This window comes from Nonomuraea sp. NPDC049419, from assembly GCF_040676995.1.
Lineage (GTDB): Bacteria > Actinomycetota > Actinomycetes > Streptosporangiales > Streptosporangiaceae > Nonomuraea > Nonomuraea salmonea.
Map to the genome: position 1 here is coordinate 22,963 of NZ_JBFAQB010000028.1, position 18,237 is coordinate 41,199.

The 18,237-nt window shown below is 72.6% G+C and carries 18 protein-coding genes; 4 read left to right on the forward strand and 14 right to left on the reverse strand.

Features of this window, described 5'->3' with window-relative positions:
* Positions 1–4 precede the first annotated feature (4 nt).
* From AB0K12_RS44115 to AB0K12_RS44135, 5 genes are all read right to left on the reverse strand, one after another.
* Entirely contained in the window at positions 5–325 is a 321-nt protein-coding gene (locus AB0K12_RS44115) for a non-heme iron oxygenase ferredoxin subunit (RefSeq protein ID WP_364574560.1), read from the reverse strand.
* Positions 322–1,452, reverse strand: coding sequence for a Fe-S cluster assembly protein SufD (gene sufD / locus AB0K12_RS44120; protein WP_364574562.1), 1,131 nt, complete (start codon positions 1,450–1,452; stop codon positions 322–324). The genes AB0K12_RS44115 and sufD overlap by 4 nt, the downstream gene beginning before the upstream one ends.
* Positions 1,452–2,864 (reverse strand): Fe-S cluster assembly protein SufB, encoded by a 1,413-nt coding sequence (gene sufB / locus AB0K12_RS44125; RefSeq protein WP_355421862.1) that lies wholly within the window; start codon positions 2,862–2,864, stop codon positions 1,452–1,454. The genes sufD and sufB overlap by 1 nt, the downstream gene beginning before the upstream one ends.
* Entirely contained in the window at positions 2,861–3,559 is a 699-nt protein-coding gene (locus AB0K12_RS44130; protein ID WP_364574564.1) for a helix-turn-helix domain-containing protein, read from the reverse strand. Before AB0K12_RS44130 ends, sufB begins: the two co-directional genes overlap by 4 nt.
* A 92-nt stretch (positions 3,560–3,651) precedes the next feature.
* Positions 3,652–4,947: a multidrug effflux MFS transporter gene (locus AB0K12_RS44135; protein WP_364574566.1), complete on the reverse strand. Its 1,296-nt coding sequence runs from the start codon at positions 4,945–4,947 to the stop codon at positions 3,652–3,654.
* Positions 4,948–5,123: 176 nt separating this feature from the next.
* Here AB0K12_RS44135 and AB0K12_RS44140 point away from each other — a divergent pair, with 176 nt between their 5' ends.
* Together AB0K12_RS44140 and AB0K12_RS44145 are read left to right on the forward strand one after the other, a co-directional pair.
* Entirely contained in the window at positions 5,124–6,080 is a 957-nt protein-coding gene (locus tag AB0K12_RS44140) for an ABC transporter ATP-binding protein (protein ID WP_364574568.1), read from the forward strand.
* On the forward strand, positions 6,077–6,844 hold the full coding sequence (locus AB0K12_RS44145; protein WP_364574570.1) for an ABC transporter permease: 768 nt from the start codon (positions 6,077–6,079) through the stop codon (positions 6,842–6,844). Before AB0K12_RS44140 ends, AB0K12_RS44145 begins: the two co-directional genes overlap by 4 nt.
* A 3-nt stretch (positions 6,845–6,847) precedes the next feature.
* On the opposite strand, the gene AB0K12_RS44150 is transcribed toward AB0K12_RS44145, so the two are convergent.
* The gene (locus AB0K12_RS44150; RefSeq protein WP_364574572.1) at positions 6,848–8,044 is read right to left on the reverse strand and encodes an MFS transporter; all 1,197 of its coding nucleotides are present in this window, start codon (positions 8,042–8,044) and stop codon (positions 6,848–6,850) included.
* Between the two features lie 129 nt (positions 8,045–8,173).
* On the opposite strand from AB0K12_RS44150, the gene AB0K12_RS44155 reads away from it, so the two are divergent.
* Entirely contained in the window at positions 8,174–9,106 is a 933-nt protein-coding gene (locus tag AB0K12_RS44155) for a DMT family transporter (RefSeq protein ID WP_364574574.1), read from the forward strand.
* Between the two features lie 303 nt (positions 9,107–9,409).
* On the opposite strand, the gene AB0K12_RS44160 is transcribed toward AB0K12_RS44155, so the two are convergent.
* The 8 genes from AB0K12_RS44160 to AB0K12_RS44195 are packed head-to-tail and all read right to left on the reverse strand — an operon-like array spanning position 9,410 to position 17,340.
* Positions 9,410–10,078: a GntR family transcriptional regulator gene (locus AB0K12_RS44160; protein WP_355421840.1), complete on the reverse strand. Its 669-nt coding sequence runs from the start codon at positions 10,076–10,078 to the stop codon at positions 9,410–9,412.
* 13 nt (positions 10,079–10,091) lie between these two features.
* Positions 10,092–11,342 carry an ornithine cyclodeaminase family protein gene (locus tag AB0K12_RS44165; RefSeq protein WP_364574577.1) on the reverse strand — a complete coding sequence of 417 codons (1,251 nt, stop codon included), beginning with the start codon at positions 11,340–11,342 and terminating at the stop codon, positions 10,092–10,094.
* Positions 11,339–12,304 carry a proline racemase family protein gene (locus tag AB0K12_RS44170; protein ID WP_364574579.1) on the reverse strand — a complete coding sequence of 322 codons (966 nt, stop codon included), beginning with the start codon at positions 12,302–12,304 and terminating at the stop codon, positions 11,339–11,341. Before AB0K12_RS44170 ends, AB0K12_RS44165 begins: the two co-directional genes overlap by 4 nt.
* 10 nt (positions 12,305–12,314) lie before the next feature.
* Positions 12,315–13,316, reverse strand: a complete 1,002-nt coding sequence (locus AB0K12_RS44175) for a proline racemase family protein (protein WP_364574581.1) — start codon at positions 13,314–13,316, stop codon at positions 12,315–12,317.
* Positions 13,313–14,206 carry a dihydrodipicolinate synthase family protein gene (locus AB0K12_RS44180; protein WP_364574583.1) on the reverse strand — a complete coding sequence of 298 codons (894 nt, stop codon included), beginning with the start codon at positions 14,204–14,206 and terminating at the stop codon, positions 13,313–13,315. The genes AB0K12_RS44175 and AB0K12_RS44180 overlap by 4 nt, the downstream gene beginning before the upstream one ends.
* 19 nt (positions 14,207–14,225) lie before the next feature.
* Positions 14,226–15,731 (reverse strand): NAD(P)/FAD-dependent oxidoreductase, encoded by a 1,506-nt coding sequence (locus AB0K12_RS44185; RefSeq protein WP_364574585.1) that lies wholly within the window; start codon positions 15,729–15,731, stop codon positions 14,226–14,228.
* The gene (locus tag AB0K12_RS44190) at positions 15,728–15,970 is read right to left on the reverse strand and encodes a (2Fe-2S)-binding protein (RefSeq protein ID WP_345386119.1); all 243 of its coding nucleotides are present in this window, start codon (positions 15,968–15,970) and stop codon (positions 15,728–15,730) included. The genes AB0K12_RS44185 and AB0K12_RS44190 overlap by 4 nt, the downstream gene beginning before the upstream one ends.
* Positions 15,967–17,340, reverse strand: a complete 1,374-nt coding sequence (locus AB0K12_RS44195; protein WP_364574587.1) for an FAD-binding oxidoreductase — start codon at positions 17,338–17,340, stop codon at positions 15,967–15,969. Before AB0K12_RS44195 ends, AB0K12_RS44190 begins: the two co-directional genes overlap by 4 nt.
* Between AB0K12_RS44195 and AB0K12_RS44200 the strand changes: the two genes are divergently transcribed.
* A complete protein-coding gene (locus AB0K12_RS44200; RefSeq protein WP_364574589.1) occupies positions 17,222–18,208 on the forward strand; it encodes a COX15/CtaA family protein in 987 nt (328 codons plus the stop codon). The genes AB0K12_RS44195 and AB0K12_RS44200 overlap by 119 nt on opposite strands.
* The last annotated feature ends 29 nt before the right edge of the window (positions 18,209–18,237 follow it).

Below are 18,237 nucleotides of genomic sequence, written 5' to 3' on the forward strand. Positions count from 1 at the left end.
GTGCTTAGGACTCCTTCGAGAGCGAGACGAGGACGTCATCGCCGTCGATCTTCACTGTGTAGACGTTGACTGGGCGGGTCGCGGGAGGTCCGGTGGGCTTGCCCGTGCGGATGTCGAAGCACGAGCCGTGCAGCCAGCACTCCAGCGTGCCGTCGTAGACCTCGCCCTCGCTGAGCTTGACCTCGGCGTGGGAGCAGATGTCGTGCAGGGCGAAGACGTCGCCGCCCTTGCGCACGAGCGCGACCGGGGTCTCATCGACCTCGACGCCGATGACCCCGTCTTCGGGGATGTCGGCGAGCTTGCACACCTTCTCGAAACCGCTCATCGCGCGAGCTCCGCCTCCAGGGCGTTCATCACGCGCTCACGGATCTCCTCGATCTCGATCTTCTCGACCAGCTGGCCGAGGAAGCCGCGCACGACCAGCCTGCGGGCCTCGTCGTGCGGGATGCCGCGGGCCTGGAGGTAGAAGATGTGCTCGTCGTCGAGGCGGCCGGAGGCGGAGGCGTGCCCCGCGCCGGCGACCTCGCCGGTGAGGATCTCGAGGTTGGGCACCGAGTCGGCGCGGGCGCCGTCGGTGAGGATGAGGTTGCGGTTGAGCTCGTAGGTGTCGGTGCCCTCGGCCTCGACCCTGATGATGACGTCGCCGATCCAGACGGCGTGCGCCTCCTCGCCCTGCAGCGCGCCGCGGTAGTCGACGTTGCTCTTGCAGTTGGGCTGCGAGTGGTCGACCAGCAGGCGGTGCTCGAGGTGCTGCCCCGCGTCCACGAAGTAGACGCCCGACATGTCGGCGTCGCCGCCCGCGGCGGTGTAGGAGACGCTGGGCGACAGGCGTACGAGGTCGCCGCCGAACGTCACCACGAAGCTGCGGAACGTCGCGTCCTTGGCGAGCTGGGCGTGGTGGGCCGAGACGTGGACCGCGTCGTCGTTCCAGTCCTGGAGGCTGACGACCTTGAGGCTGGCGCCCTCGCCGACGACGAACTCGATGTTGTCGGCGTAGACGGCGCTGCCCTTGTGGTCGAGCACGAGCACGGCCTCGGCCAGCGGCTCGACCTTGACCACGATGTGGCCGTAGGCGGCGCCGCCGGCGACGGCCTGCTCGCCGGTCAGCGTCAGCACGGTCGGCCTGGAGGTGACGGCCTCGCGCGGCACCGTGATGACGGTGGCCTTCTCGAAGCTGGTCCAGGCCTGGGCGCTGACCCGGTCGGACGGCACGAACGACGTGCCGAGGCGGGCGTCGTCGCGGCCGACCGTCTCGACGGTCACCTCGGGCGCCGCCTCGACGTCGACGCGGACGTGGCCGGCCGGCTCGGCCTTGCCGTTGTGCAGGCCCTTCAGGCGGGAGAGCGGCGTGAAGCGCCACGCCTCCTCGCGACCCGTCGGGACGTCGAAGTCGGCCAGGTCGAAGGACGACTTCTCGTGCAGGGTCGACAGGGGCTTCTCGTTCAGGCCCATCAGCCGACGGCTCCTTCCATCTGCAGCTCGATCAGCCGGTTGAGCTCGAGCGCGTATTCCATGGGCAGCTCACGCGCGATCGGCTCGACGAAGCCGCGCACGATCATCGCCATCGCCTCGTCCTCGTCGAGCCCGCGGCTCATGAGGTAGAACAGCTGGTCCTCGCTGACCTTGGAGACCGTGGCCTCGTGGCCCATCGAGACGTCGTCCTCGCGGACGTCGACGTAGGGGTAGGTGTCGGAGCGGCTGATCTGGTCGACCAGCAGGGCGTCGCACTTGACGGTGCTGGCACTGCCGTGGGCGCCCTCCTCGATCTGCACGAGACCGCGGTAGGAGGTGCGGCCGCCGCCGCGCGCCACCGACTTGGAGATGACGCTGGAGCTGGTGTTGGGCGCCAGGTGCACCATCTTCGAGCCGGCGTCCTGGTGCTGGCCCTCGCCGGCGAACGCGACGCTCAGCGTCTCACCCTTGGCGTGCTCGCCCATGAGGTAGACGGCCGGGTACTTCATCGTGACCTTGGAGCCGATGTTGCCGTCGATCCACTCCATGGTCGCGCCCTCGTAGGCGACGGCGCGCTTGGTGACCAGGTTGTAGACGTTGTTGGACCAGTTTTGGATGGTCGTGTAACGGCAGCGGGCGTTCTTCTTCACGACGATCTCGACGACCGCGCTGTGCAGCGAGTCGGAGGAGTAGATCGGCGCGGTGCAGCCCTCGACGTAGTGGACGTAGCTGTTCTCGTCGACGATGATCAGGGTCCGCTCGAACTGGCCCATGTTCTCGGTGTTGATCCGGAAGTAGGCCTGCAGCGGGATCTCGACCTCGACGTTCGGCGGCACGTAGATGAACGAGCCACCGGACCACACGGCGGTGTTGAGCGCGGCGAACTTGTTGTCGCCCACCGGGATCACCGAACCGAAGTACTCCTTGAAGATGTCCTCGTGCTCGCGCAGGCCCGTGTCGGTGTCGACGAAGATGACACCCTTCTCCTCGAGGTCCTCACGGATCTTGTGATAGACGACCTCGGACTCGTACTGGGCCGCGACGCCGGCGATGAGGCGCTGCTTCTCCGCCTCGGGGATGCCGAGCTTGTCGTAGGTGTTCTTGATGTCGGCGGGCAGCTCGTCCCAGGAAGCGGCCTGCTTCTCGGTCGAGCGCACGAAGTATTTGATGTTGTCGAAGTCGATGTCGGTGAGGTCGGAGCCCCACGTCGGCAGCGGCTTCTTGTCGAACAGGCGGAGGCCCTTCAGGCGAAGGTCGAGCATCCACTCCGGCTCGTTCTTGAGCGCGGAGATGTTGCGGACGACCTCCTCGGACAGGCCTCGCTTGGCCGCCGCACCCGCGGCATCCGGGTCGGCCCAGCCGAACTTGTAATTCCCGAGGCCTTCCAGCTCCGGGCGGTCGGTGACAGTCACCTTCCGGTCTCCTTGCTCTTGTCTTTATGTGCGGAATCGGCCAGGGACTGGGGGGACACGTGCGTGGTGCACACCCCGTCGCCGTGGGCGATCGTGGCCAGGCGCTGCACCGGGGTGCCGAGCAGCTGCGCGAACGCCTCCGTCTCGGCCTCGCACAGCTGCGGGAACTCCGCGGCCGCGTGAGCCACCGGGCAGTGGTGCTGGCAGAGCTGGTCGCCGCCGGACTTGGCCTTGGTGGCCGAGGCGGCGTACCCCTCCGCCGACAGAGCCTGCGCCAGCATCTGCACGCGCTGGTCCGCGGGCACCGTCCGCATGGCCGGCTCCAGCCGCTGAAGCAGGCTCGCCACCTGCTCGCGGGCGAAGTCGGCCACGGCTTCCTCTCCCATGCGCCGGGCCAGGAAGCGCAGCGCGCTCCCGGCCAGGTCGTCATAGGCGTGCTCGAAAGCACTGCGCCCCGCATCGGTGATCGCGAACAGCTTGGCCGGCCGTCCGCGCCCGCGCTGACCGCGCGGGCGGATCGTGCGAGGCTCGATCATCCCCTCGGCCACCAGGGCGTCGAGGTGACGCCGGACGGCGGCGGACGTGAGCCCGAGCCGCTCGCCCAGGGCGGCGGCCGCGATGGGACCATGCTCCAGGATCAGCCTGGCGACACGGGCGCGCGTGCCGCGCTCGCTGCCTGGCTCCATCGTGGACATGTTTTTCACAACATCAGTGTGCCGTAATTCCTTCCCGGTGCACAAACGGATCTGAGCAGGGGCGGGAATGGAATTTGTCACGCAGGGTAGGCTTACCTAACTTTTGTCGCCTTTGCCCGGCCCAGGATCGTGAACGACAGCGCCGAGCACAGGAAGAGCCCGAGCATGACACATGCCATGGGCAGCGCGGAGCCGGATCCGGCAAGTCCGACCAGCGGGGCGGCGGCCGCGCCCAGCGCGAACTGCAGCACGCCGGTCAGCGCCGAGGCGCTGCCCGCGACCTGGGCGGGCTGGGAGCCGAGCGCCAGCGCGCCGGTGCCGGGCAGGGTCAGGCCCTGGCCGAGCATGATGACGAACAGGCCCGCCACCACGCCCCACAGGCCGAGCCCGGCCAGCGCGGCGGTCAGCAGCAGCACCGCGCCCGCCAGCGAGGTGGCCAGGCCGATGCGGACCAGCAGGACGGGCGGCACCCGTCCCGACAGCCGGCCGCCGACCTGCGCGGTGATGGTCAGCGCCAGGGCGTTGAGCCCGAAGATGAGCGAGTACTGCTGGGGCGTGGCGCCGTACACCTCCTGGAGGACGAACGGCGAGCCGGAGATGTAGCCGAACATCGCGCCGAACGCCAGGCCGCCGGTCAGGGCGAAGCCCATGAACGTACGGTCGCGCAGGAGCTGCCAGAACGTGCCCACGGTGTGCTTGAGCCCGCCGGCCTCGCGCTGTCCCGCCGGCAGGGTCTCGCGCACGCCGGCCAGCACGGCCACCAGCAGCACGAGGCCCGCGAGGCTGAGCGCCACGAACACCCCGCGCCACGACGTGAACGCCAGCAGCTGCGCGCCCGCGATCGGGGCGAGGATCGGCGCGAGACCGCTGACCAGCATCAGCGTGGCGAAGATGCGGGCGATGGCGGCGCCGTCGTACAGGTCGCGCACGACCGCGCGCACGATGACCAGCGCGGCGCCGCCCAGCACGCCCTGCAGCAGCCGGAAGACGATGAGGGCCGGCACCGAGGTCGCGAACGCGCACAGCAGCGAGGCGGCCATGAATCCGGCGACGCCGATCATCAGCGGCACCCGCCGCCCGCGCACGTCGCTGAGCGGCCCGGCGACCACCTGGCCGACGGACACGCCGATGAGGCAGGCGGTCAAGGTGAGCTGCACCTGCGCGGGCGCGCTCAGCATCTCGGAGGTGATGGCGGGCAGCGCGGGGAGGTACATGTCGATGGACAGCGGGCCGATCGCCGACAGCGCGCCGAGGATCAGCAGCAGCAGTCCGCGGCGGCTCCTCCGCTCCTGCGGGACGGCCGTGCCTGCTGCGTTCTGTGCTGAACCAGGTGCTGCGGGTGTGGTGACGGACGGTGCTGCGGACGTGGCGGCTTCGGCCACGGACATGCGTGTTCCCCTCTCCCTCGTCGGCGCTGGCCCCCGAGGGCCGAGGTGTAGGAACGGTGTTCCGGTCCTCCTAATTCCCGGTTATCTGATATTTCCCGACTTTTCGCAAGAGCCACGCCCGCCGTCGCTCTCACCTGCGCGGCGAACCGCCCCGTGGAGTCCCTAAACTCGTGGCCATGGAATCCCGAGCCGCCGACCCGCTGCCAGGGCCGGTCCCACGGCAGCCGCCGGAGCCGGCCGTCGAGGTCGCCGGCCTGGTCAAACGCTACGGCGCCACCACGGCCGTCGACGGCCTCACCTTCAGGGCGGAACGCGGCGAGGTCACCGCGGTCCTCGGCCCCAACGGCGCGGGCAAGACGTCCACCGTGGAGATCTGCGAGGGGTTCCGCAGCGCCGACGGCGGCACGGTCAAGGTGCTCGGCCTCGCCCCGACGCGGCCTGAGCTGCGCGCCCGCGTCGGCATCATGCCGCAGGCCGGTGGCGTGCCGCCGGCCACGCGCTGCGCCGAGTGGCTGCGCCTGGTCGCCCGCTTCTACGCCCGCCCGCTCGACCCCGGTGCGCTGCTCGCGCGGCTGGGGCTGACCGAGCACGCCCGCACCCCGTTCCGGCGGCTGTCCGGCGGGCAGCAGCAGCGGCTGTCGCTGGCCGCGGCCGTCATCGGGCGTCCCGAGCTGGTCTTCCTCGACGAGCCGACCGCCGGCCTCGACCCGCAGGCCCGCCACGCGTGCTGGGACCTCGTCGGCGAGCTGCGCGGCGCGGGGGTCTCGGTCGTGCTCACCACCCACCACATGGACGAGGCCGAGCGGCTGGCCGACCACGTCGTCATCATCGACAGGGGCCGCGTGGTCGCCGAGGGCAGCCCGGCCTCGCTGACCGGGGCCGAGCGGCAGCTGCGGTTCAGGGCGCGTCCCGGTCTGGCGCTGGAAGAGCTGCTCAACGCGCTCCCCACGGGCAGCGCGGCCAAGGAGTCGCCGGCCGGCCACTACATCATCGAGGGCCTGGTCGGGCCCGAGCTGCTGGCGACCGTCACCGCCTGGTGCGCGGCCGAGGGCGTCACGGCCGACGACCTGCGCATCGAGCGGCGCACCCTCGAAGACGTCTTCCTCGAGCTGACCGGCAAGGAGCTGCGATGACCGCGCTCGACCTCACGCCCGCGCCCGGCGCGGCGCCGTTCCCGCGCATGGTGCTGGCGCAGGCCGGCGCGGAGATGCGGGCCACGCTGCGCAACGGCGAGCAGCTGCTGCTGACGCTCATCATCCCCGTGCTGCTGCTGACCGGCTTCTCGCTGGCGCCGCTGATCGACGTGGGCGGCGGCCGGCGGGTCGACTTCCTGGTGCCGGGGGTGCTCGCGCTGGCGGTCATGTCCACCGCCTTCACCGGGCAGGCCATCGCCACCGGCTTCGAGCGCCGCTACGGCGTGCTCAAGCGGCTGGGCGCGACGCCGCTGTCCAGGAGCGGGCTCATGCTGGCCAAGACGGCGGCCGTGGTGGGCGTCGAGCTGGTGCAGGCCGCAGTGATCGTGGCCGTGGGGCTGGCGCTGGGCTGGCGGCCGCACGGGTCGTTCCTGGGCGCGGCGCTGCTGATCGTGGCGGGCACGGCGGCCTTCAGCGGGCTGGGGCTGCTCATGGCCGGCACGCTGCGGGCCGAGGCCACGCTGGCCGCCGCCAACCTGGTCTACCTGGTGCTGCTGGGGGTGGGCGGGGTGATGTTCCCGCTGAACGCGTTCCCGGAGGGGGTGCGGCCGGTGCTGGAGGCGCTGCCCATCGGGGCGCTGACCGGCGGCCTGCGCTCGGTGCTCGCCGACGGCGCCGCGCTCCCGCTCATGCCGCTCGCCGTGCTCGCCGCGTGGGCGGTGCTGTCGCTGGGGCTGGTCTCGCGGACGTTCCGCTGGGAGTGACGCTCAGCTTCCTGTCTCCGTGGCGGCGCGCAGGGCGCCGTAGCGGCGGCGGCTGAGCACGGCCACCGCCGTCAGCGGCACGGCGGCGGCCGCGGCCAGGCCGAACAGCAGCGCGTACCGTCCGTCCTCGGCGAGCGGGCCCGCCGCCCACGACGCGACCGCGCTGCCGACGAACAAGGCGCAGGCGAAGAACGCGATCGTGGTCCCCCTGGCCTCGGGCACGACCGAGGTGGCCCAGGTCTGCAGCGAGGAGTGCAGGAACGACCAGCCGCCGCCGAGCAGCAGCGCGGTGACGGCCACCAGCGGCACGTTGACGTGCACGCTCACCAGGGCGAACCCGAGGCACAGCTGCGCGCCGCCGACCAGCATGAGCACGGGTGCGGGCCAGCGTCCCGAGAGCGTCTTGACCAGGCGGGAGAAGCCCCAAAGGCCCAGCCCGTACGCGGTGATGGCCAGGCCCGCCACGGCGGCGGCCAGCCCGGTGTGCTGCAGCGCGGTGGCGAGGAACGGCATCGCGCCCAGCATGATGGCCCCTTCGGCGAACGCCAGCCCGAACACCAGCAGCGCCCACCGCTGCCCGAGCACCGCCCCCAGATGCCCGGCGACGCTCCTGCCCGCTCCCGCGTGCGCGGGCGGCTCAGGCAGTGAGCGCAGCGCGAGGGCGCAGACCAGCGCGCACACCGCCGGTACGGTGAACGCCACCCGCCAGTCCACGAACCCCGCCACGACCCCGCCGAGCCCGGTGGCCAGCGCCGTGCCGAGCGCGGCGGCGGCCATGAGGTCGGTGAGCGCGCGCTGGCGTACGGAGGGCGCGACGGTGTCCCCCACGTACGTCAGGCCCGTCGGGATGACCGCGCCGAAGCACGCGCCCGTGACGACCCTGGCCAGCACCAGCGCCCACAGCACCGGCATCAGCGCGGAGACCGCGCCCGCCACGGCGGCGCCGGACAGCGCCCAGCGCATCACCCGCACCCGCCCGAACCGGTCGGACAGCAGGCCCCACAGCGGCTGGGTCAGCCCGTACGCCAGGTAGTAGCCGCTGGCGGCGGTGACGGAGGCCGACAGCGAGACGTCCAGGTCGGCGGCGATGAGCACGAGCATGGGGCTCACCGCGAACCGGTCGAAGCTGCTGACGAAGGAGGACACGGACAGGGCCAGCGGCGGCCGGGCGAGGTTCACCCGCGGGGTGGGGGCTTTCATGAATCCCTGGTGGTTTTGTCCGGAAATATGAGCCATTACGAGCCAACCGTCAGTAGTACCACCTCAAGCTGGGAATGTCGCCTGACCTGGGTAAGCTCAGACGGTTGTCCCGCACCACCGAGGAGTTCCGTGACCGACTTCGCCCTCGATGATCCGCTCGACCGCGGATCCCGCCTGAGCGGCGCCGGCAACCTGCTGCGCAGCGCCGCCGACTCGATCCCGCCCACGGGGCTCGTCCTGCTCGGCATCTTCTCGGTGCAGCTGGGCGCCGGGTTCGCCAAGGAGCTGTTCGGGGTGCTGCCGCCGAGCGCGGTGGTGTTCCTGCGCATCGCGGCAGGGGCGCTCATCATGGGGGCGTTCGTCCGGCCCAGGCTGAGGGGGCTCTCCTGGCGTGACTGGGCGGTGGGCGCCGGGTTCGGCATCACGCTCGCCCTCATGAACCTCGTCTTCTACGAGGCGCTCGCGCGGCTGCCGATGGGCATCGCGGTGGCGATCGAGTTCCTCGGGCCGCTCGGCGTCGCCGTGGCGGCCTCCCGGCGGCGCATCGACCTGCTGTGGGTCGGGCTGGCGGGCGCCGGCGTGGTGCTGCTGGCCCCGTGGGGCGAGTCCGACACGGTGAGCTGGCTCGGCATCGCGTTCGCGCTGATGGCGGGCGTGTTCTGGGCGGCGTACATCCTGCTGTCGGCCGCGGCCGGGCGCCGCTTCCCCGGGACGAGCGGGCTCGCGTTCGCGATGATCGTCTCGACCGTGGTGATCGCGCCCGTCGGCGTCACCACCGGCGGCGCCGACCTGCTGCAGCCCGAGCTGCTGCTCATCGGGCTCGGCGTGGGCCTGCTGTCGTCGGTGATCCCCTACTCGCTGGAGCTGCAGGCGCTGCGGCGGATGCCCAAGCACGTCTTCGGCATCCTCATGAGCATGGAGCCGGCCGCGGCGGCGCTGATCGGCGTGCTGCTGCTCGGCGAGATCCTGCACGTGCAGCAGTGGGCGGCGATCGTGTGCATCGTGGCCGCCAGCCTCGGCTCGACGAGGACGGGTCCCAGGAGCCGCAGGGCCCGGGGATAGTCACGAGGGTTCCGCCGCGCGCCCGTGGGATGGGGTCTCTCGGGCGCGCGGCGGTGGGCTCGGCTCGGTGGGCGGGGTGTGCCGAGCCCGGGAAGGTCAGCGGAGTGCGGGAGTCCGCTTGACCAGGCATGCGCCATCAGCGGATGCGGGTTGACCGCAGCCGTCGTGGACGAGAATGGTGGGACCGCCGGCGTTCGCCGCTCTGGCAGCCCGCATCGAGATTACCCCTATCGGGGAGTGCTCGATCCGTGAATGTCGGAACTTGCGGTCAGTGCAGCGTTCTGTTCCCCGCTCAGTGTTCGCTCAGTGTTCTGCCCAGATGCCTCGTACGTGGCCGATGTGCTCGGCCATCAGGTGCCCGACCGCCTTGCCGTCGCCGCTCTTGAGCGCGTCGAGCAGTTGCAGGTGCTCCCTGGCCGAGTCGGTCAGCGTGCCGCGCTCCGACAGCTGCGACAGGCCGTACAGCCTGGCCCTGTTGCGCAGGTCGCGGACCACCGACACCAGGTGCGCGTTGCCGCTCAGCGACAGCAGCTCGACGTGGAAGCGCAGGTCGGCGTCCACGTACGCGAGCAGGTCGCCCCGCTCGCTGGCCGAGACGATCTCCTCGGCGATGGGCCGCAGCCGCTCGAACTCCTCCGCCCGCGAGCTGTCGGCCAGCCGCGAGACCGTCGGCACCTCGATGAGCTGGCGGATCTCGGTCAGCTCGTCGAGGTCGCGGTCGGACAGCTCGGTCACCCTGAAGCCCTTGTTGCGCACCGCCTCGACCAGGCCCTCCTTGGCCAGGTCGAGCATCGCCTCGCGGACGGGCGTCGCCGAGACGCCGAACTGGGCGGCCAGCACCGGCGCGGAGTAGACCACGCCGGGGCGCATCTCACCCGTGATCAGCGCGGCCCGCAACGCGTGCGCCACCTGCTCGCGCAGGCTCTGGCGCTCTCCCACCATCGGCAGATCCAGCCGGTCGTCGGCAGTCATCCGCCCATCCCTTCTATGTCCACGCCTCGTAAGCGGCTGCCGCGACCACGAGGTCCTCCCACGCCATGCCGGTGCTCTTGAACACGCGCGGCCCCGGACCCGCGACCACCCTTCCGGCGATCAGGTCGGCGAGGTTACCGGCGAGATGGCGAGAGGTGATCGTACCCCGGCCGATCGGCACGAGGAGGTCTCCCGCCTCTTCCAGGGCGGCCGCCCTCGCCTCCACGACCACGGTGGCGCGCGCGACCAGGTCGTCGTCGAGCTCGCGGGCGCCGGGCTCGTGGGAGCCGACGGCGACGACGGTGACGCCGTCGCGGGCGAGCTTACCGGGGAACAGGGGGGTCCTGGCGGTGGTGCAGCACGCGACCAGATCAGCCCCGGCAACCGCCTCCGCCACCGCACCGTCCACCGGGACGACCTCCGCCACGGCACTGTCCACGGCACTGTCCACGGCACTGTCCACGGCACCGTCCACCGCGCCCGCCTTCATCACCGCCCGGCTCACCGCGGCCTCCCCTGCGTCCGCTGCCGGGGCGGCGGTGGGGGCCGCGGGCACGGCCTCGCGGTTGGTCAGGGCGCGGGCGGTGAGGCCCTGGGCGCGGCAGTGGGCGGCGAGCGCCTCGGCGCGGGCGGCGTCGCGGCCGACCACCGTGACCTCCTCGACGGGCCGCACCTCGCGCAGGGCCGCGACGTGCCCGTACGCCTGCGGCCCGCTGCCGAACACCACCAGCCGCCGCGCCCCCTCCTCGGCCAGGTGCCGGACGGCCAGGGCCGAGACGGCGGGCGTGCGCAGCGAGGTCAGCGCGATCCCGTCCAGGGCGGCGAGCGGCGCCAGGGTGTCGCCGTCGAACAGCAGGTACGTCCCCTGGATCCGGGGCAGCCCGCGCTCCGGGTTCCCGAAAGCGATGCTGACGACCTTGACGCCCGCATAGCGCCGGGTGGCGGCGGGCATGAGCAGCAGCTGCCCCGCGGCCACGTCCACGACCGGCCGCTGCGGCGTCGCCTCCGGATCGAGCCCGGCCCGCAACGCCTCCTCCAGCACCGCCACGGCCCGCCCCATGGGCACCAGCCGCTCGACGGTGGCCGCGTCGAGATAGGGCAGCCCACCCGTCGGCGCGGTGATGGCCGGGCTCGCCGGCCCGCTCTCGTGTGGGCTCCCCGGCCCGGTCGTGGGTTGGCTCGCCGACCCGGCCAATCGCTCCTGCGGGTTGTCCGGCCCAGCGCCGGAGGCCCCGCTTCCCTGCCTTCCCGCCGGCGCGCTCATCGGAGCGTGAATCCGGTCGGGAACGGGTCGGCCGGGTCGAGCTCGAAGGTGTGCCGACCGGTCCTGTAGGCCGTGCCGTCGATCTCCGCCACCACGCCGTCGCTGGTCGTGGTGCCCACGCGGGCGGTGAAGACGCTGCCCACGACGCTCTCGTGCACCAGCGTCGCGGTCCCGTCGGCGTCGTGCAGCAGCGCCATGCGGGCGGCCGTGCCGGAGCCGCAGGGCGAGCGGTCCACCTCGCCGTCGGCGAAGACGGTGACGTTGCGCTGGTGCCGTACGCCGTCCAGGCCGGGCAGGTCCTCGTGGAAGATCACGCCGTACACGCCGGAGAGCCGCTCGTCCGACGGGTGCCGGGTGGCGGGGTGGCCGGCCAGCGCCGCCTTGATGCGGCGGGCGTGCTCGATGAGCGCGCCCAGGTGCCGGGGCTCGACGGTCAGGCCGAGGTCGGCGGCGGGCAGCGAGGCGTAGACGGCGCCGCCGTACGCGAGATCCACCAGGACGTCCCCGGCGGGCACGCCTCTGGCCAGGACGAAGGAGGGCACGTTGACGAAGGTGACGGTGTCGACGCGGCCGGCGGCGGTGCGTACGCGGGCGGTGACCCGCCCCGACGGCACGTCCACCACCACGTCGGCCACCCCGTCGGCAGGGGCCTCGACCAGCCCATCGTGCACCGCGTACGCGCCCAGCGCGATCGTGCCGTGCCCGCACGCGGTGGAGAAGCCGTCCTTGTGCCAGAACAGCGCTCCTAGATGCGCGCCCGGGTCGTCGGGCGGCACCAGGAAGCAGCCGTACATGTCGGCGTGGCCGCGCGGCTCGTTGCACAGCAGCCGCCGCACGTCGTCGAACTCGGCCATCGCCGTGGTGCGCCGGTCGAGCACCCCGGACCCGGCGATCTCGGGCACCCCGCCGGTGACGATGCGGAACGGCTCACCGCCCGTGTGGTAGTCGACGGTCGTGATCATCGCGGCGTCCTCACAGCTCGAAACCGGCGGGGAACGGGTCGCGAGGGTCGAGGAAGTATTGGGCGGTGCCGGTGATCCAGGCCCGCCCGGTGATCGAGGGCAGGATCGCGGGCTGCCCGCCCACCTCGGTCTCCTCCAGCACCCGGCCGATGAACCGGGTGCCGATGAACGACTCGTTCACGAACTCCTTCCCGGTCTCCAGCTCGCCGCGTGCGTGCAGCTGCGCCATGCGGGCGCTGGTGCCGGTGCCGCACGGCGAGCGGTCGAACCAGCCGGGGTGGATGGCCATGGCGTGCCGGGAGTGCGTGGCGTCGGAGCCCGGCGCGGCGAAGTAGACGTGGTGGCAGCCGCGGATGCGGTCGTCCTCGCGGTGCACCGGCTCGTCGGCGGCGTTGATCGCCTCCATGGTGGCCAGGCCGGCGGCGATGATCTCGTTCTTCGCGGCGCGGTCGAACGGCAGGCCGTAGTGGTCGAGGTTGACGATGGCGTAGAAGTTGCCGCCGTAGGCCAGGTCGTACGGGATCTCCCCGAACCCCGGCACGCTCACCTTGGCGTCCAGCCGGTCGCAGTAGGACGGCACGTTGCGCAGCGTCACCGACATGGCCATGCCGTCCTCGACCTCGACGTCCACCTCGACGAGCCCGGCGGGCACCTCCAGGCGCACGGTGGTGACCGGCTCGACGACCTCCACCATGCCGGTCTCGACCAGCACGGTCGCCACCCCGATGGTGCCGTGGCCGCACATCGGCAGCAGCCCCGACACCTCGATGAACAGCACCCCGAAGTCCGCGTCCGGCCTGGTCGGCGGCTGCAGGATGGCGCCGCTCATGGCCGAGTGGCCGCGCGGCTCGGTCATCAGCAGGGTGCGGATGTGGTCGAGGTTGTCGCGGAAGTAGACGCGCCGCTCGGCCATGCTCGCGCCGGGGATGACGCCGATGCCGCCGGTGATGACGCGGGTCGGCATGCCCTCGGTGTGGGAGTCGACGGCGTGGAAAACGCGCTTTGTCCTCATCGCAGCCCTTCTGCCAGTGCCTTCTCGGTCGCCGCCCGCACGATAGCGGCCTGCTCGTCGGTGAGCGGCTGCCTGGGCGGCCTGCACCGGCCGCCGTGCCGGCCCGCCAGGTCCATCGACAGCTTGATGGCCTGCACGAACTCGGTCTTGGAGTCCCAGCGCAGCAGCGGGTGCAGGCTGCGGTAGAGGGGCAGCGCCGTCTCCAGGTCGCCCGCCACCGCCGCCCGGTAGAGCGCGGCGCTCGACTCGGGCAGCGCGTTCGGGTAGCCGGCGATCCACCCCTTCGCGCCCGCGATCGCCAGCTCGAGCAGCACGTCGTCGGAGCCGATCAGCAGGTCGAGCTCGGGGGCCAGCTCGGCGATCTCGTACGCCCGCCGCACGTCCCCCGAGAACTCCTTGATCGCCACGATGAACCCCTCTTCATGCAGCCTGGCGAGCAACGCGGGGGTCAGGTCGACCTTGGTGTCGTAGGGGTTGTTGTAGGCCACGACCGGGATGCCCACCTCGGCGACCTGCGCGGAGTGCTCCATGACGGCCCGCTCGTCGGCCCGGTAGGTGTTGGGCGGCAGCAGCAGCACCGAGCCGCAGCCGGCCTCGGCCGCCTGCTCCGCCCAGCGGCGCGACTCGCCCGCGCCGTACGCGCCGACCCCGGCCATCACCCGTGCGCCGCCCACGGTCTCGACGGCGGTCTCGATCACCTTGGCCCGCTCGTCGTGGGTGAGGGTCTGGTATTCGCCGAGCGAGCCGTTCGGCACGACGCCGTCGCAGCCGTGCTCGACCAGCCAGGCGCAGTGCTCGGCGTAGCGGCCGTAGTCGACCGACAGGTCGTCGCGCAGGGGCAGCGCGGTGGCGACCATGATGCCGTGCCAGGGCTTGCTGCGGTTGTCCATCGGGGCAGTCCTCCAGGGGTCAGTGAGCGGGGCGCTCGTCGGGGTCGGTGGTGAGCTCGGCCAGCGCGCCCAGCGTCACCGGCTGGGCGATCGGGCGGCGCGGCGGCTGCGGCGGCTCCCCGGCCAGGCAGGAGACGGCGTAGCCGCAGATGCGGCCCTGGCACCAGCCCATGCCGGGGCGGGCCAGGAGCTTGACGGCGCGGGCGTCGGTGGCGCCGAGCTCCTGCGCCTCGCGTACGCGCGCCAGCGGCACCTCCTCACACCGGCACACGAGTGTGTCGTCACGCAACCAGGTACGCCACCCCGCCTTGACCGGGTACGCCTCCTGCAACGCCGCTCCGAACCCCCGCCCCCGCTCCCGCCGCCGCAGCAGCACCGCAGGAACACCGTCGCCCCCAGCGCCCGGCCCTGCCGCGGCGCGGCCCGTGGCGGCGGAGCGACCGGCGGCGCTGGAGCGGCCCGCGTCGGGGGTGCGGCCGGCGGCGGCGGCGATGGCGTGGCCGGCGATGCGGCCCTCCAGTTCGGCGGGCCGCCATCCGGCCACGCCGGTGGGCTCGCCGGCCGCCCAGACGCCGGGGACGCTGGTGCGCAGGACGACGTCCACGTCGAGCACGGGGCTGCCGTCCACGTCGTGCCTGGTCGCGCAGCCGAGCTGGGTGCCGAGCTCGATCTGCGGCACGAACCCGTAGCCCACGGCCACGGTGTCGCACTCGACGACGCGGGTGGCCAGCACGTTCCAATCGGCGTCGAGCCTGGCCACGGTGACGGCTTGGACCTCGCGCTCGCCGTGCGCGGCCACGACCGCCTGTCTGGTCCGGTACGGCACCCGATGCCGGGCCAGCGCGGCGGTGTACCCGGTGGCCTCCCCCGCCTTGCCCAGGGCCCGCAGGGGATGCCTGGCCAGCCCGAACCCGCCGTTGGCCTCGTGCACACCGAGCACCCGCGCCCCGGCCGCGGCCAGCCCGGCCGCGACCGGCAACAGGAACGGCCCCGTACCGGACACCACGATCCGCCGCCCCGCGACCACCCCGGCCCCCTTGAGCAGCGCCTGCGCACCACCGGCGGTGAGCACCCCGGGCAGATCCCAGCCGGGGAAGGGCAACGGCCGATCGTGCGCACCGGTCGCGATCAGCAACCGCCGGCCGCGCACCTCGACAACGCGCTCCCCATCGGGGCCGCGCGTGGCGCAGTGCACGAGGAACTCGCCGTCGGGTTGGCGGGAGACGTTCCAGACCTGGTGGCGCAGCAGCACGTCGGCGCGCGCCTCCAGGGCCCGCGCCTGGCGCAGGAATCGGGCGAGGTCGGGCGAGACCTTCCCGCCGGCCTCCTCGGCGGCGGTGTGGCGAAAGTACTGGCCGCCGAGCCGGAGGCCCGAGTCCAGCAGGGCCACGCGCAGGCCGGCCAGGGCCGCTGTGAGGGCTCCTGCCACCCCCGCCGGGCCGCCGCCGATCACCACGAGGTCGTATGTCCCGCCGTCGCGAACCCCGCCACCGATCACGGTGCCGTCGGTCGATGGGTTGCTCATGCCGTCGTCACCTCGTCCCCGGGAGCCGCCTCCAGGAGGCAGGCGCGCTCGGGCGCGCGGCCGTTCACCGAGATGAGGCAGTCGAAGCAGACGCCGATGCCGCAGAACAGCCCGCGCGGCCGACCGCCGAAGCGGGTGCTGCGCCATGACCGCACCCCGGCCGCGTGCAGGGCCGCGCCGATGGTCTGGCCGGGCACGACCGGCACCTGCCGGCCGTCCACGGTGATGTGGAAGGTCATGCGGCCTCCTCCGCGAAGCGGTCGGGACGGAAGGGGTGCAGGTCGAGCGCGGGCCGCTCGCCGGTGAGCAACTGGGCGAGCAGGTGCCCGGTGGCGGGCGCGAGCCCGATGCCGGCGCCCTCGTGCCCGCAGGCGTGGTAGAGCCCCGGTACGCGCGGATCGGCGCCGATGACGGGCAGGTGGTCGGGGCAGTACGGCCGGAACCCGCAGTAGGACCTGATGGCCCGGACGCCGCCCAGCGCGGGGAACAACTCGACCGCCTGCCGGGCGAGCCGGGCGAGCACGGGCACGGAGGTGGTGCGGTCGAACCCGACGCGTTCCCTGCTGGCCCCGATGAGCACGGTTCCGGCGGGGGTGCCCTCGATGACGGCCGAGGTCTCCAGGCCGGCGTTGTCGCTGGCGACGTTGGTGACGTAGGCGGCGGTGTAGACCTTGTGCCTGATGAGCGGCTGGCTGAGGGGCTCGGTGACGAGGATGAAGCCGCGCCGCGGCAGGATCGGCAGCTCGACCCCGGCGAGCGCGGCGACCTCGCCGCCCCAGGTGCCCGCCGCGTTGACGACGGCGCCGCCGAGCACGTCGCCCTGGGTGGTGCGCACACCGGTGAGCCGGTCGCCGGAGCGCAGGAACCCGGTGACCTGGGCGCCGAGCCGCAGCCGCAGCGTCCCCTCGCCGAAGCTCTCGGCGCCGTGCCTGAGCAGGGTGGCGGCCGCGAGCATGGGCTGGACCTGGGCGTCCTGCGGGTAGAAGACCCCGCCGGCCAGCCCGTCCGCGAGGTGCGGCTCGTAGTCGCGCAGCCCGGACGCCGGGACGAGGCGGTGCTCCACGCCCTGCTGCCCGGCCAGGTCGGTGAGCGCGACCATGACTTTCTCGGTCTCGGCGACGACGAGCCCGCCCTTGGGCTCGAACTCGAACCCGCCGTGCTCGGCCAGCTCGCGCCACAGCCGGTTGGACAGCACCGCCAGCTCCAGCTCGGGCCCCGGCTCCTTGTCGGAGACCAGCACGTTGCCCTCGCCCGAGCCGGTCGTGCCGCCGGCCACGGGCCCGCGATCGATCACGGTCACGTCGAGTCCCGCGCGCGCGGCGTAGTAGGCGCAGGCCGCGCCCACGACTCCGGCGCCGACGACGATCACGTCGGACATCACCACCTCCTCCCAGTAATATGTCACATACCTTGAGGACTTGAGAAGCCCGTACCAGCGGGTCCGGTGGCCGATGGCGGGACCGCCCGGTCCGGCCCCTACCATCGATGACGTGAAGCTACCCGCCGACAGCACCAACCCCTTCGTCCGGCTCCTGCGCTCCTTCTGGGTCCCGACCGAACGGTCCATGCGGGCATGGGCGCTGGCGTCCGTGGTGGTCAACGCCGGCATCACGGTCACCGGGGCGGGGGTGCGGGTGACCGCCTCCGGGCTGGGCTGCCCGACCTGGCCGCGGTGCACGCCCGACAGCTTCGTCCCCGTGCTGCATCCCGAGGTCGATCCGCTCAACATGGCGGTGGAGTTCGGCAACCGGCTGCTGACGTTCCTGGTGCTGGCCGTGGGCGTGGCGTGCGTGCTCGCGGCGCTGCGGATGGCGCCCCGGCGCACCTCCCTCGTCCGGCTGGCCTGGCTGCAGCCGGTCGGCATCGTCGCCCAGGCGCTGTGGGGCGGGCTGGTGGTCAACACCATGCTCAACCCGTTCACGGTCGGCATGCACTACCTGATCTCCAGCGGCCTCATCGCGGTCTGCTGGCTGCTCTACGCGCGCTCCGGCGAGGGCGACGCCCCCGTGCGGCGCATCACCCACCGCGACATCAGGCGGCTCGGCCACGTGCTGCTGGCCGCCGTGTTCGTGCTGCTGGTGGTGGGCGTCGGGGTCAGCGGCACCGGCCCGCACTCGGGCGACGCGCTGGCCTCCCGCTTCGACTTCGACATCGAGGCCATCGCCCGCTTCCACGCCGACATCGCCTACGCCGTGGTCGGGCTGACGTTCGCGCTGCTGTTCGCCCTCCACGTGACCAACGCGCCGCGTCCGGCCCGGCGGGCCGCGCTCGCGCTGTTCGGGGTGGAGCTGCTGCAGGGCGTGATCGGCTACACGCAATGGTTCCTCGCCGTGCCGGCGATGCTGGTGCTGCTGCACGTCCTCGGCTCGACCCTGGTGTGGATCGCCGCGCTGCGGGTCGTCACCTCGCTGCGGTCTCGCGACCGCGAGCCCGCCCCCGTGAGCCCCTCCCCCACCGAAACAGCCGCCGCCCTCTGATCGGATATGCCAGGGTTTGAGGGGTGATG

Coding starts and splice junctions, on each gene's coding strand:
- AB0K12_RS44150 (WP_364574572.1), bottom strand. CDS start 8,044: ATGAAAGCCCCCACCCCGCGGGTGAACCTCGCCCGGCCGCCGCTGGCC.
- AB0K12_RS44135 (WP_364574566.1), bottom strand. CDS start 4,947: ATGTCCGTGGCCGAAGCCGCCACGTCCGCAGCACCGTCCGTCACCACA.
- AB0K12_RS44175 (WP_364574581.1), bottom strand. CDS start 13,316: ATGAGGACAAAGCGCGTTTTCCACGCCGTCGACTCCCACACCGAGGGC.
- AB0K12_RS44140 (WP_364574568.1), top strand. CDS start 5,124: ATGGAATCCCGAGCCGCCGACCCGCTGCCAGGGCCGGTCCCACGGCAG.
- sufD (WP_364574562.1), bottom strand. CDS start 1,452: ATGGGCCTGAACGAGAAGCCCCTGTCGACCCTGCACGAGAAGTCGTCC.
- AB0K12_RS44180 (WP_364574583.1), bottom strand. CDS start 14,206: ATGGACAACCGCAGCAAGCCCTGGCACGGCATCATGGTCGCCACCGCG.
- AB0K12_RS44190 (WP_345386119.1), bottom strand. CDS start 15,970: ATGACCTTCCACATCACCGTGGACGGCCGGCAGGTGCCGGTCGTGCCC.
- AB0K12_RS44130 (WP_364574564.1), bottom strand. CDS start 3,559: ATGTCCACGATGGAGCCAGGCAGCGAGCGCGGCACGCGCGCCCGTGTC.
- AB0K12_RS44195 (WP_364574587.1), bottom strand. CDS start 17,340: ATGCCGGCGTTGACCACCACGGACGCCAGCGCCCATGCCCGCATGGAC.
- AB0K12_RS44160 (WP_355421840.1), bottom strand. CDS start 10,078: ATGACTGCCGACGACCGGCTGGATCTGCCGATGGTGGGAGAGCGCCAG.
- AB0K12_RS44145 (WP_364574570.1), top strand. CDS start 6,077: ATGACCGCGCTCGACCTCACGCCCGCGCCCGGCGCGGCGCCGTTCCCG.
- AB0K12_RS44115 (WP_364574560.1), bottom strand. CDS start 325: ATGAGCGGTTTCGAGAAGGTGTGCAAGCTCGCCGACATCCCCGAAGAC.
- AB0K12_RS44170 (WP_364574579.1), bottom strand. CDS start 12,304: ATGATCACGACCGTCGACTACCACACGGGCGGTGAGCCGTTCCGCATC.
- AB0K12_RS44165 (WP_364574577.1), bottom strand. CDS start 11,342: ATGAGCGCGCCGGCGGGAAGGCAGGGAAGCGGGGCCTCCGGCGCTGGG.
- AB0K12_RS44185 (WP_364574585.1), bottom strand. CDS start 15,731: ATGAGCAACCCATCGACCGACGGCACCGTGATCGGTGGCGGGGTTCGC.